At 73.9% G+C, this 13,158-nt stretch carries 8 protein-coding genes; 6 read left to right on the top strand and 2 right to left on the bottom strand.

From position 1 onward, the window contains the following. Positions 1-45 precede the first annotated feature (45 nt). A complete protein-coding gene (locus tag AC4OXY_RS27460) occupies positions 46-2,538 on the bottom strand; it encodes an ATP-binding protein (protein WP_376288024.1) in 2,493 nt (830 codons plus the stop codon). Between the two features lie 248 nt (positions 2,539-2,786). Between AC4OXY_RS27460 and AC4OXY_RS27455 the strand changes: the two genes are divergently transcribed. Then, on the top strand, positions 2,787-4,364 hold the full coding sequence (locus AC4OXY_RS27455) for a Na+/H+ antiporter (RefSeq protein WP_356029746.1): 1,578 nt from the start codon (positions 2,787-2,789) through the stop codon (positions 4,362-4,364). Here AC4OXY_RS27455 and AC4OXY_RS27450 read toward each other — a convergent pair. Next, positions 4,361-5,947 (bottom strand): GlnX family signal transduction membrane protein, encoded by a 1,587-nt coding sequence (locus tag AC4OXY_RS27450; protein ID WP_376288023.1) that lies wholly within the window; start codon positions 5,945-5,947, stop codon positions 4,361-4,363. The genes AC4OXY_RS27455 and AC4OXY_RS27450 overlap by 4 nt on opposite strands. 257 nt (positions 5,948-6,204) lie before the next feature. Here AC4OXY_RS27450 and kdpB point away from each other — a divergent pair, with 257 nt between their 5' ends. The 5 genes from kdpB to AC4OXY_RS27425 all read left to right on the top strand — a co-directional run bounded on the left by kdpB (position 6,205) and on the right by AC4OXY_RS27425 (position 13,136). Further along, positions 6,205-8,358: a potassium-transporting ATPase subunit KdpB gene (gene kdpB / locus AC4OXY_RS27445; protein ID WP_491994649.1), complete on the top strand. Its 2,154-nt coding sequence runs from the start codon at positions 6,205-6,207 to the stop codon at positions 8,356-8,358. 401 nt (positions 8,359-8,759) lie between these two features. Continuing rightward, positions 8,760-9,569 (top strand): SDR family NAD(P)-dependent oxidoreductase, encoded by an 810-nt coding sequence (locus tag AC4OXY_RS27440; RefSeq protein WP_491991244.1) that lies wholly within the window; start codon positions 8,760-8,762, stop codon positions 9,567-9,569. 51 nt (positions 9,570-9,620) lie between these two features. Further along, positions 9,621-10,412, top strand: coding sequence for a GNAT family N-acetyltransferase (locus tag AC4OXY_RS27435; protein WP_376288021.1), 792 nt, complete (start codon positions 9,621-9,623; stop codon positions 10,410-10,412). An 86-nt stretch (positions 10,413-10,498) separates the two neighbouring features. Continuing rightward, positions 10,499-11,017 (top strand): hypothetical protein, encoded by a 519-nt coding sequence (locus AC4OXY_RS27430; protein WP_356029752.1) that lies wholly within the window; start codon positions 10,499-10,501, stop codon positions 11,015-11,017. A 76-nt stretch (positions 11,018-11,093) separates the two neighbouring features. Beyond that, positions 11,094-13,136, top strand: a complete 2,043-nt coding sequence (locus AC4OXY_RS27425) for an NAD(+) synthase (protein WP_356029865.1) — start codon at positions 11,094-11,096, stop codon at positions 13,134-13,136. Positions 13,137-13,158: the final 22 nt, after the last annotated feature.

Below are 13,158 nucleotides of genomic sequence, written 5' to 3'. Positions count from 1 at the left end.
TTGCCGTAGGCGCGCCGTTCGGTCTCGCCCGCCGGCCGGCACCTCCTACACGCTCTGTTCGGAAGGTTCGGCGCCCACCGGCACCGCCGCGAACGGCAGCGAGACCACCATCGTCAGTCCGCCGCCCGGGGTGTCCTCGGGGCTGAGGGTGCCGCTCATCGCCTCGGTCAGGCCGCGGGCGAGGGCGAGGCCCAGGCCGAGGCCGGTGGTGTTGTCGGTGTCGCCGAGCCGCTGGAAGGGCTCGAAGAGGCGGTCGCGGCCGTCGGCGGGCAGGCCCGGTCCCCGGTCGATCACCCGTAGTTCCACCCGCCCCGCCAGCGCGCTGGCCGTGACCAGCACCTTCCGGCCGGGCGGGGTGTGGCGGGCGGCGTTGCCGACCAGGTTGGCGATCACCCGCTCCAGCAGCGGCGGGTCGGCCAGGACCGCCGGGATCGCCTCGACGTCCGCCACCTCGACGTCCGGCACGTCCGCCAGCGCCGGCGGCAGCACCTCCTCCAGGGAGGTGGCCCGCAGGTTCAGGGTGAGGGCGCCCGCCTCCAGGCGGCTGAGGTCGAGGAGGTTCTCCACCAGGCGGTTGAGCTTGGCCATCGACTCGTCGGCGGTGGACAGGAGTTCCTCGCGGTCCTCCGCCGTGAAGGTGACGTCGCGGCTGCGCAGCGAGGTGACGGCGGCCCAGCCGGCGGCGAGCGGGGTGCGCAGGTCGTGGCCGACGGCCCGCAGCAGCGCCGTACGCAGCCGGTCGGCCGCCTTCACCGGCTCCACCTCGGCCGCCGCCTGTGCCAGCCGGGCCCGCTCCACCGCCGAGCCCACGTGCGCGGCGAACGCGGCCAGCACCCGGCGCTCGGAGGAGGAGAGGGTACGGCCGTGCAGGGCGAGCCAGGCGCCGGCTCCGGCGGGCACCGCCGTCAACCCGGGCGCCGCGTCCGGGGGTTCGTCGACCAGGTCCGCCGACTCCATGCCGAAGGTCTCGCGGGTGCGCTCCAGCAGGGCCGGGATGGTCGCCTCGCCGCGCACGATGCTGCCGGCCAGGGACGACATGGTCTCCGCCTCGGCCGTGGCCCGGGCGGAGCGGCGCGACAGCCGCAGGGAGCGGTCCACGACCGCGGCCACGGTGGCCGCCACGACCGCGAACACCGTCAGCGCCACCAGGGCGTTGGGATCGTCCAGGGTGAAGGCGCCGATGGGCGGGATGAACCAGTAGTTGAGCAGCAGGGACGCCGTGATCGAGGCGATCACCGCCGAAGCCACGCCGCCTATGCAGGCCACCCCGACCACCGCGAGCAGGAACAGCAGAGCCTCGCTGGTCAGGTTGAGCGTGCCGCGCAGCTGGGCGAGCAGGGCCGTGATCAGGACCGGCAGCACCAGTCCGGCCACCGGGCCAGCGATCAGCCGGGCCGTCGAGAGCGTACGGCGGCGGGACGGCAGCAGGGTGCCGCGGCCGGCCCGTTCGTGGGTGACACGGTGGACGTCGATGTCCCCGGACAGCTCGGTGACCGTCTCGCCGGTGCCGGGTCCGGTGAGGAAGCGGGCCAGCCGGCCGCGTCTGCTGGTGCCGAGCACGAGCTGGGTGGCGTTCTCGGCGCGCGCGAACTCCACCAGGGCGGTGGCCACGTCGTCACCGACGACCGAGTGGTAGCTGCCGCCCAGGTCCTCCACGAGCCGGCGCTGCCGGGCCAGGGAGGCGTGCGAGACCCCGCCGGCCGCGAGCCCGTCGCTGCGGGCCACGTGGACGGCGAGCAGATCCCCGCCGGCCGACCGGTCGGCGATGCGGGCGGCCCGCCGGACGAGCGTGTCGCCCTCCGGCCCGCCGGTCAGGGCCACGACGACCCGCTCCCGGGTCTCCCACACCCGGCCGATGCCGTGCTGCGACCGGTACTCCTGCAACGCCTCGTCCACCCGGTCGGCCGTCCACAGCAGCGCCAGCTGCCGCAGGGCCGTCAGATTGCCGGGCCGGAAGTAGTTGGCGAGCGCGGCGTCGATCTTCTCGGGGGCGTAGATGTTCCCGTGCGCCATCCGCCGGCGCAGTCCCTCCGGCGGCATGTCCACCAGCTCGATCTGCCAGGCCCGCCGCACCACCTCGTCCGGCACGGTCTCGTGCTGCGGCACCCCGGTGATCTTCTCGACCACGTCGTTGAGGGACTCCAGGTGCTGGATGTTCAGCGCGGTGATCACGTCGACACCCGCGTCCAGCAGGGTCTCGATGTCCTGCCAGCGCTTGGGGTTGCGGCCGGCGCCCGGGATGTTGCTGTGCGCGAACTCGTCCACGATCGCCACGTGCGGCCGCCGGGCCAGCACCGCGGCCAGGTCCATCTCCTCGAACTGCCCGCCCCGGTACGAGCAGGACGCCCGGGGCACGGCCTCCAGGCCGTCGAGCATGGCCTCGGTCTGCGGCCGCCCGTGGCACTCCGCGAACCCGATCACCACGTCCGCCCCGCGCGCGGCGCGGCGCCGTCCCTCGTCGAGCATGCGGTAGGTCTTGCCGACTCCCGGGGCCGCCCCGAGGTAGACCTTCAGTCGTCCGGGCCGTACGTCACTCATCGCCGCCGACGCGCTCCGCTCGCTGATCCAACTGATTCGACTGATTCGAAGGTGCTTCCTCCAAGGAAGCCGCTTCCCCCGACCCGCCCGCGCGCTTGTTAGCGCTTCCTTGGCGGGGGCCCCGGGGACCTTGACACTGTCTTGATGGGGCCTGGCCCGATAGGGTGAGGCCAGGTGTGCCGGGAAGTCTGGTCGGCCGGGGGCCGGAGCGGCTTCCGCAATCCCCTTTCGCATCCCCGGGGGACGGCATGCGCAGCGTCGGTACGGTTCTCGCCCTCGTGGTCCTCGCCACGCTGGTCGCCACGTTCGCGCGCCGCTGGCGGATCCCCGCGCCCTCACTGCTGGTGGTCGCCGGTCTCGCCGTGGCCCTGCTGCCGGGCACCCCGCAGATCGCGATCAGCCCCCAGATCATCGGTCTCGTCGTGCTGCCCCCGCTGCTGTACGCGAGCGCCGAGGACATGCCCTGGCGGGAACTGCGCGCGGTGTGGAAGCCGGTCGGGATCCTCGCCATAGGGCTGGTCCTCGCCTCGGCGGCGGCCGTCGGCGCGGTCGCCGTGTACGTGACACCCCTGTCCTGGCAGATGGCGTTCGTGCTGGGCGCGGTGCTGGCCAGCACCGACCCGGTGGCCGTCACCGCGCTGGGCCGCCGGCTCGCGCTGCCGCCGCGGGTGCAGGTCCTGGTGCAGGCGGAGAGCCTGTTCAACGACGCAACCTCGCTGGTGCTGGTCCGGGTGGCGGCGGGCATCGCCGTCGCCTCGGCCGCCGCCCACTGGGACTCGGCGGGCGGCGAGTTCTTCCTGCTCGCGGGCGGCGGCACGGTGATCGGCGCGGCGGTCGCCGGCGTGATCACCCTGATCCGGCGGCGCACCGAGGACCCGGTCCTGGAGACGGTGATCGCGCTGGTCACCCCCTACGCCGCCTACCTCCTGGCCGAGGTCGCGCACACCTCCGGCGTGACGTCGTGCGTGGTCGCCGGGGTGGTCCTCGGCGGCCGGGGCGACCGCCTCACCAACGCCCGCATCCGCCTCCAGCTGCACGCCGTCTACGGCACGGTCGTGTTCCTGCTGGAGAGCGTGGTGTTCAGCCTGATAGGGCTGGCCCTGCCCGCCCAGGTGCGGGCCCTGGCCCACGGCGACCGGGCCTGGCCGCTGTACGCCCTCGCGGTCGCCGCCACCCTGATCGCCGTACGGCTGCTGTGGCTCGCGCCGCTGTCGGCGGTCGTGCAGCGCAAGGGCGGGATCAGCCGCATGAACTGGCGGATCCCGGTGGTGCTGACGTGGGCCGGCACCCGGGGCGTGATGCCGCTGGCCGCCGCGCTGTCCATCCCGGTGGCCATGAAGGACGGCACACCGCTCGACGGCCGCCCGCTGGTGCTGGTCCTGACCACGTCGGTCGTGGTCGTGACCCTGGTCGTCCAGGGCTTCACCCTCGCCCCGGTCGTGCGCGCCTCCGGCATCGCCCTGGAGCCCGCCCACACCGCCCGCGAGGAGGCTCGCGCCCGCTCCCACCTGGCCCACGCCGGCCTGGCCCGCCTGGAGGAGCTGGCCGAGCTGGAGGTCGTCTCCGACGTCGTCCTGGACCGCCTGCGCCGTGGCCTCACCGCCCGCCTGGAGGACGCCCGGGACCGGCTGGCCGAGAGCAACGGCGCGGAGGGCACGGCGACCGAGTCGGCCGACCTCGTCTACCGGCAGCTGCGCCGGGACCTGATAGCGGTGGAGACGGCGGAACTGCAGCGGCTGTACGACGGCCACGCCATCAGTGACACCACCCGGCGCCGGCTGCAGCGGGCGCTGGACCTGGAGGAGGCTCGGCTGACGGACGTCTAACGGAACTCCGCCAGCCTCGGGCGCAGGCCCAGGACCGTCAGGGCCAGCACGGCCGACAGACCGCCGCCCGCCCACGGCAGCAGATCGCTCACCGCCGCCCGCCCCTCGTCCACCGACGCGTCGAAGTGGGCGCGGTTGATGCCCGTGACCTTGTCCAGCGCGACCATCCAGGCCTCGAAGTGGGCGTTGGACGTGCCCGGTTCCCAGCCCGTGCAGAACTCGGCCGCCTCGCGTTCCTCGCCGGCCGCGAGCAGCGCGCGGATGCTGCGGTCGTCGCGCTGGTAGACGGCGTAGGTCTCCACGGTCCTCTCGGCCGCGGCCCGCTCGCCGGGGAAGGTGATGTTGTCCAGCTCGCGCCGGAACTCGCCGGTGAAACGCAGGTCGTGGTGGTCGGACCGGTACGCCTGCCACGTGGTGGCCAGTTGTGCGTCGTACGTCGGCAGGGTCGCGCCCGTGAGGCCGTACAGCTGCTGGGACTTGGCGAGGAAGGCGTCCGCGTACCGGTCGCGGCGCTGCGGGTCGAGCAGGTAGCGGCTCTCGTCGGCGTTGGCGTCGTAGGCGAGGGCGCGGGCGCGGGAGAGGGCGACGACGGAGTCGAAGGCGTCGTGCCGGGCCACCCGCAGGTGGGACGACGAGGCCGACAGCAGGTGGGCGCCGAGGATCACCGCGAGCAGAGTGCAGCAGGTCGCCGCCAGCAGCCCGGGATTGAGGACACGGCGGAAGGTGCGGGCCACGTACCACTGGAGGACGCCGAGCACGGCGAGCAGCGCCGCGCCGAGCGCGAGGACGGCGGCGAACTGCGCAAAGAGGGCGGAGCGGGCGGTCGTGTACTCGGCTTCGAAGGCCGTGTCGTTCGACGACACCAAAGCGCTTGCCGCGGGCAGGAGTTGGCCGCGCAGCAGGTCGGTGGCGCGACGGTGGTCGGCGAGGGCGGCCGGTCTGCCGCCGTGGTGGCCGTCGTTCTCCAGAGCCCGGCCGATCAGCTCCTGGTACTCGGCGAAGCCGTCCGTCAGCGACTCGACCGTCTTCTCGTCGGCCCGGCTGCCCTGCGCCGCGACGGCGAGGGTGCGCAGGTCGTGCCCGATCTCGCGCCGGGCGTCGGCGTAGTGGCCGACGGCCTTCGTGTACGGCGTCGTCAGGCGCCCCTGTCCCGCGTCGCCGTTGGACAGCAGGATGTTGGCGGCCTGGGCGTCCATGTCGTTCAGGGCCAGGTCGAGGTCGGCGGCGCTGGTGGTGCGGGGCGCGTCGCGGTCGGCCACGGCGCCCCATGTCCCCGTCAGGGCCAGGCCCGCCACCAGCAGAAGTCCGGCGAGGGCGGCCGCGAGCAGGACCGTGGCCACGCGCAGAAGGCGCAGCCGTGCCGGCACGGTGGCCCAGTAGCGGCGGCGCAGAGCGGCCCGCGCGGCCTCGGCCTGTCGCCGCAGGCGCAGCCCCGGACCCGGTCCGGCCGTCCGCGAACCCCCTCGCTGGCCCGGTCCGGGGCTGCCCCCGCGCGGGGCGACCGCCGCTCTCCGTGGCGGAGTGTTCTCCCCGGCCTCCTCTTCGGTGCCAGGACTCTGCGCTGATCCGGCCGTGAGAGTCACGGTCCCTCCAACGTCACGCCACGGACGGTGTCGCCCGTCCCCCGTTGACGATCAGTCTGCGACCGGATCCGGCCACCCTTGGCCGGCGTTGACGGTTCCCTGATGCATCCTCAGGTCGGTTTGACGGCCTTTTGACGGCGTCGGCGGCGAAGCCGTATGAGTGCCGCAAATTCCCCGCTGAGCAGGGCGGACCGTGCGGCGGGCGCGGTTAGATTCGCTGCCTCTGTCACCCCCCTCCAGAAGGCACGAAGGTGTCCATGCTTCCCGCCGCCCCCGAGCAGACCCCGTCGGCACACCCCGAGCGCGCAGGCCGGGCGAGACCGGCGCGCGGGGCGCGGCGCCGGGCGCCGAGCGGGCTGTTCGAACCGGCCCAGCTCGTCCGCTCCCTGCCCGAGGCCCTGCACAAGCTGCATCCCCGGGTCCTGGTGAAGAACCCGGTGCTCTTCGTCGTCTCCGTCGGCGCGGCCCTGACCACGCTGTCGGCGCTGCTGCACCCGGACGTCTTCACCTGGGTCATCAGCCTCTGGCTGTGGCTGACGGTCGTCTTCGCCAACCTCGCCGAGGCCGTCGCCGAGGGCCGCGGCAAGGCGCAGGCCCAGGCGCTGCGCCGGGCCCGCACGGACACGGTGGCGCTGCGGCTGGAGCACTGGAGCTACGGCACGAACCTCGCCACCGCCCGCACGGAGGCCGTCGCCGCCACCGACCTCAAGCCCCTGGACGTCGTACTCGTGGAGGCGGGCGAGCTGATCCCGGCCGACGGCGACGTCATCGACGGGGTCGCGGCCGTGGACGAATCGGCGGTGACCGGGGAGTCCGCGCCGGTGATCCGGGAGGCCGGCGGCGACCGCAGCGGGGTCACCGGCGGTACGACGGTGCTGTCCGACCGGCTCCTGGTACGGGTCAGCGCCCGGCCCGGGCACAGCTTCCTGGACCGGATGATCGCCCTGGTGGAGGGCGCCGCCCGGCAGAAGACCCCGAACGAGATAGCGCTCAACATCCTGCTGGCCTCACTCACGGTCATCTTCGTGCTGGTCGTGGTCGCGCTCCAGCCGATGGGCGCGTACGCGGGCGCCGCCCAGTCCACGACCGTGCTGGTCGCCCTCCTCGTCACCCTCATCCCGACCACCATCGGCGCCCTGCTCTCGGCGATCGGCATCGCGGGCATGGACCGGCTGGTGCAGCGCAACGTGCTCGCCATGTCGGGCCGCGCCGTCGAGGCCGCCGGCGACGTGAACACCCTGCTGCTCGACAAGACCGGCACCATCACCCTCGGCAACCGCGAGGCCGCCGCCTTCGTCCCGATGCCCGGTGTCCGGGAAGCGCACCTCGCGGAGGCGGCCCAGCTGTCGTCGCTCGCCGACGAGACCCCGGAGGGCCGCTCCGTCGTCGTCCTCGCCAAGAACCGGCACGGCCTGCGCACGCCGGAGCAGGGTGCGCTGGCGAACGCCCACTGGGTCGCCTTCAGCGCGCAGACCCGGATGAGCGGGGTAGACCTGCGCTGGCCGAACGGCGCGGTGTGCGCCGTCCGCAAGGGCGCCGCCGGGCAGGTCATCGAGTGGGTGCGCCGGTACGGCGGCCACGTGCCGCCCGAGGCCCAGCGGTACTCCGACGCGGTGGCCGCCGGCGGCGGCACGCCCCTGCTGGTGGCCGTGCACGACTGGGACGGGCCGCGCGTGCTCGGCCTGATCCACCTCAAGGACGTCGTCAAGGACGGCATCCGCGAGCGCTTCGCCGAGCTGCGCCGCATGGGCATCCGCACAGTGATGATCACCGGCGACAACCCGCTGACCGCCCGCGCCATCGCCCAGGAGGCGGGCGTGGACGACTACCTGGCCGAGGCGACCCCCGAGGACAAGCTCGCGCTGATCAGGCGTGAGCAGGAGGGCGGCAAGCTCGTCGCGATGACCGGTGACGGCACCAACGACGCGCCCGCGCTCGCCCAGGCGGACGTCGGCGTGGCCATGAACACCGGCACGTCGGCCGCCAAGGAGGCCGGCAACATGGTCGACCTCGACTCCAACCCGACCAAGCTCATCGAGATCGTCGAGATCGGCAAGCAACTCCTCATCACCCGCGGCGCGTTGACGACCTTCTCCATCACGAACGACGTCGCCAAGTACTTCGCCATCATCCCGGCGATGTTCGCGGGCACGTACCCGGGCCTGAGGTCCCTGAACGTGATGGGCCTGCACAGCCCGACCTCCGCGATCACCTCCGCGATCATCTTCAACGCGCTGATCATCGTCGCCCTGATCCCGCTGGCCCTGCGCGGCGTGCGCTACACCCCCGCCTCCGCCCACGACCTGCTGCGCCGCAACCTGCTCGTCTACGGCCTCGGCGGACTCGTCCTGCCCTTCGTCGGCATCAAGGTCATCGACCTGGCCGTCTCCCAGGTGCCCGGCCTCGGCTGACCCGCGCCCGCGCGGCTGACCCCGTCAAGGACACGTATGCGCACGTCAGGGCCCCGTCAGGGAAGGCGTTTCCGGCTTGCCCGGCCCGAGCGGCGCGGCTTCCATGGAGGGCGTGAACAGCGCCTGGCCCCTTTCCGACCGGCCGCCGAGTCCCTCCCCCAGCCTTCGGCCGGGGGTGCCCCCATCTCGCTTCGCTCGGCCGCCGCGTCGTACGCCGCGCTGAACGGAAGCGCCCGCGCCGCGCCGGCAGCGCGTCCCGCCGACGCCCGCCGTGCCGACGCCGCGTCCGCCGACGCCGCTTTCCGTGACCCGAGGGGCGCCGTGACCGGCTCCGGCGCCCCTCGCTCCTCCCTCTCCCTCTCCTCCCTCATCTCCTCCTTCTCCTCCATCCGGACAGGATCATGACCCAGGCACCCCTTTCATCCCGAACCGTCCTGATCACGGGCGCCACTTCCGGCATCGGCCACGAGACGGCACGACAGCTCGCCGAGCGCGGCGCCACCGTGCTGCTGCACGGCCGTACGGCGACCGAGGCGCGCGCGGCGGCGGACCGGCTGGCCGCCACGGCAGGCATCGCGCCGGCCCAACTGTGTTCGTACGGCGCCGACTTCGCCCACCTGGAAGAGGTCGAGGCCCTCGCCCGCGCGGTCGTCGCCGAGCACCCGCACCTTGACGTCCTCGTCAACAACGCGGGCATGGCGGCTCCCGAGCGGCACACCGTCACCGCCGACGGCAACGAGATCGCCTTCCAGGTCAACTTCCTCGCCCACTACCTGCTCACGTGCCTGCTGGAGCCGGCGCTGACCAGCGACCCCGGCGGCCGGGTGGTGAACGTGTCCTCCTCGCTGCACCGCACGGCCTCCATCAGCTGGGCCGACCCGAACCGCGCCCGCCGCTACTCGCGCCTCGCCGCCTACGCCCAGTCGCAGCTCGCCCTCACGGTCTTCGCCGCCGACCCGCGCGTCACCGCCGTCTCCGTCCACCCGGGCGTCTGCGACACCGCGCTGCTCCCGCTCTACGCCCACGAGGGCACCACCCCCGCCGAGGGTGCCGCGCACGTGGTCCGGCTCTGCGACCCGGCCGTCGAGATCGTCAACGGCGCCTACTACGACCGCGCCGAACGCGTCGACCCGGCCCCGGCGGCCGGCGAGGACCGCACGGTACGGCGCCTGAACAAGCTGGCGGACCTGCTGGTCGGCCGGACCGTCTGAAGTGCGCACCGCAGAGAACTCCCGCGAGGCGTCGACGCTCAGGAGGGCCCGATGATCGAGATCCCGCCGCCGGACGCACGGGCGCTGGCGCGCTGGTTCCCCACCGGTGCCCCCGGTCCCGCCACGATCGGCGAGCACGCGCTGGCCACCGGCGTCGGCCGGTGGTGGGCCGACCGGCCCGTGCAGCCGCGCGCGGTCGCCGTCTCCTGCGCCGGGCACGTCGTCCTGCGCGGCAGCCCGCAGCGGCTGTCGCCGGAACTGCTCGCCCCGCTGGCCGGCAGCCGGATCGAGGCCCCGGACCGGTTCCTGCCCGTCCTCGGTGCCGCCTTCGACCGGCTCACCCCGTGGGAGCGCATGGTCTGGACGCTCCAGGCACGGCCCCAGCCCGCGACCGTCCCGCACGCCGTGACCGTGCGGCGCCTGGAGCCGGCCGACACCGGCGCCCTGGACGCCCTCGGCCCGGACGCCTCCTGGCTCTCGGCCAGCTGGGGCGGGCCGCTCGGCCTCGCCGCCTCGGGGCACGCCTGGGCCGCGGTGACCCGCGCCGGCCGGATCCTCGCCGTGGCCTGCACCTACTTCCGCGGCACCGGCCACGAGGACGTGGCCGTGTACACCGTCCCCGACCGCCGCCGCCTGCACCTCGGCCTGGCCTGCGTCACCGCCCTGTGCGCGGACGTCGTCGCCCGGGGCCACACCCCCGCCTGGACCTGCTCCCTGCACAACCGCGCCAGCCGCCTGCTGGCGTGGCACGCCGGGTTCCGGTTGGTCCGCGAGTACGTCCACCACGCCGTGGGCAGCCCGGTACGGCCCGCCCGGCCGAGCGCCCTGGCAGGCGGCGCGTAAGGATTCCGTCAGGATCGGGCCGTACCCCGTCAGGGGAGCGTCAGCAGCGGTCGCCGGACCGCGCGGCCGTGCCTAGCGTCGGCACCATGCGACGCAGCACAGCGGCCGGGACCGCCCGCGACCGTCACTGGCGTGGCAGTGCCCGGCTCGCGGCGAGCTGTGCCCTCCTCTTCGGCACGCTCGCCTTCCTGGTCGACTGGGACGCCGGCACCCTGACCGGGCCGCGCGCCCTGCTCTGGGCCGCCCTCGCGACAGCGGTGGGCGTGGTGCTGCTGCCGCAGCGGGTGAGCGCGGGCCCCGGCTGGCTCGCGGTGCGCACCCCCTGGCGCCGGCGCGTCGTCCGCACCGACGCACTCACGGCCGTACGGCAGTACGACGGCGTCTCCTCCCACCTGGTCCTGCGGGACGTCCACGGCCACCGGCTGGAACTGGACCCCCGGATCCTCGCGGCCAACCCGCTGCTCTGGCACGAACTCGACACCGGGGTGCGCCGCTCCCTGGAGCGCGGCACGCTGCGCCAGGGCGCCGACGTGCTGGACCGGCTCGGCCACCGCATCGACGGCGAGGCGGCCGAGGGCGTACTGCGCGCTTCGGGCCTGTCCTGACCCTCCCGGCGCGGCCCCCGTAGGCTTTCCTCGTAGCACCCCGCAGGAACGTCGTGGAGCCGTGAGAGAGGTCCCGTTGAGCTTCTGGTCGATCTATCAGCACGGCCTCGCACGTGTCGCCGCCTGCACCGGCCACACCGTCATCGCCGACCCGCCCGCCAACGCCGCCTCCGTCCTGCGCCACGCGCGCCGGTGCGACGAGGAGGGCGTCGCGGTCGCCGTGTTCCCCGAGATGTGCCTGTCCGGGTACGCGATCGAGGACCTGCTGCTCCAGGACGCCCTGCTGGACGAGGTCGAGTCGGCGCTCGCCACCGTCGTCGCCGGGTCGGCCGAGCTGCTGCCGGTGCTGGTGGTCGGCGCCCCGCTGCGCCACCGCGGCCGGGTCTACAACTGCGCGGTGCTGGTCCACCGGGGCCGGATCCTCGGCGTCGTACCGAAGTCGTACCCGCCGAACTACCGCGAGTTCTACGAGCGCCGCCAGATCGCCGCGGGCGACGACGAGCGCGGCGGAACGATCCGCCTGGCCGGTGCCGACCTCCCCTTCGGCGTGGACCTGCTCTTCGCGGCGGACGACGTGCCCGGACTGGTCCTGCACACCGAGATCTGCGAGGACATGTGGGTCCCGGTGCCGCCGAGCGCGGAGGCGGCGCTGGCGGGCGCGACCGTCCTGCTCAACCTCTCCGGCAGCCCGATCACCGTCGGCCGCGCCGAGGACCGCAAGCTGCTGTGCCGCTCGGCCTCCGAGCGCTGCCACGCCGCCTACGTGTACGCGGCCGCCGGTCTCGGCGAGTCCACCACCGACCTGTCCTGGGACGGCCAGACCCTGATCTACGAGAACGGGGTGCTGCTGGCCGAGACCGAGCGCTTCCCGGCCGGAGAGCAGTACGCCGTCGCCGACGTCGACCTCGACCTGCTGCGCCAGGAGCGCCAGCGGACGGGCACCTTCGACGACAACCGCCGCACCCACGCCGCCCGCACCGCCGACTTCCGCACGGTGTCCTTCGAGCTCGCCCCGCCCACCACCACCGACCTGGGCCTGCGCCGCCGCCTGGAGCGCTTCCCGTTCGTGCCCGCCGACGCCGAGCGGCTCGCCCTGGACTGCTACGAGGCCTACAACATCCAGGTCGCCGGGCTCCAGCAGCGCCTCGCCTCGATCGGCGGCCCCAAGGTCGTCATCGGCGTCTCCGGCGGCCTGGACTCCACGCACGCGCTGATCGTCGCCGCGCGCGCGATGGACCGCGCCGGCCGCCCGCGCAGCGACATCCTGGCCTTCACCCTGCCCGGCTTCGCCACCAGCGACCACACCAAGGACAACGCCCACAAGCTGATGCGCGCCCTCGGCGTCACGGCGTCCGAGCTGGACATCACGCCGACGGCGCGGCTGATGCTGAAGGAGATGGGCCACCCCTTCGCCGCCGGCGAGCCGGTCTACGACGTCACCTTCGAGAACGTCCAGGCGGGCCTGCGCACCGACTACCTGTTCCGGCTGGCCAACCAGCGCGACGGCATCGTCCTCGGCACCGGCGACCTCTCCGAGCTGGCGCTCGGCTGGTGCACGTACGGCGTCGGCGACCAGATGAGCCACTACAACGTCAACTCCGGCGTGCCGAAGACGCTGATCCAGCACCTGATCCGCTGGGTCGTCAGCAGCGGCCAGTTCGACGACGAGACCGGCAAGATCCTCACCGCGATCCTCGACACGGAGATCAGCCCCGAACTCGTACCCGGCGAGGAGATGCAGTCCACCGAGTCGAAGATCGGCCCGTACGCGCTGCACGACTTCACCCTCTGGCACGTGCTGCGCTACGGCTTCCGCCCCTCGAAGATCGCCTTCCTGGCCTGGCACGCCTGGCACGACCAGGAGGCCGGCGCCTGGCCCCCCGGCTTCCCCGAGGCCGAGCGCCGCGCCTACGACCTCCCCGAGATCCGCCGCTGGCTGGAGGTCTTCGTCCGCCGCTTCTTCGGCTTCTCCCAGTTCAAACGCTCCGCCATGCCGAACGGCCCGAAGGTCTCGGCCGGCGGCGCCCTCTCCCCGCGCGGCGACTGGCGCGCCCCCTCGGACGGCAACGCCCAGGCGTGGCTGCGGGACCTGGAGCGCTTCGATCTGACCGGGGCGTAGGCGGGTCGCGCGCGTCGGCGGG

The organism is Streptomyces sp. HUAS MG56 (genome assembly GCF_058673395.1).
Note: the sequence above shows the minus strand (reverse complement) of the source record. Positions and strands in the feature narration are given on the sequence as shown.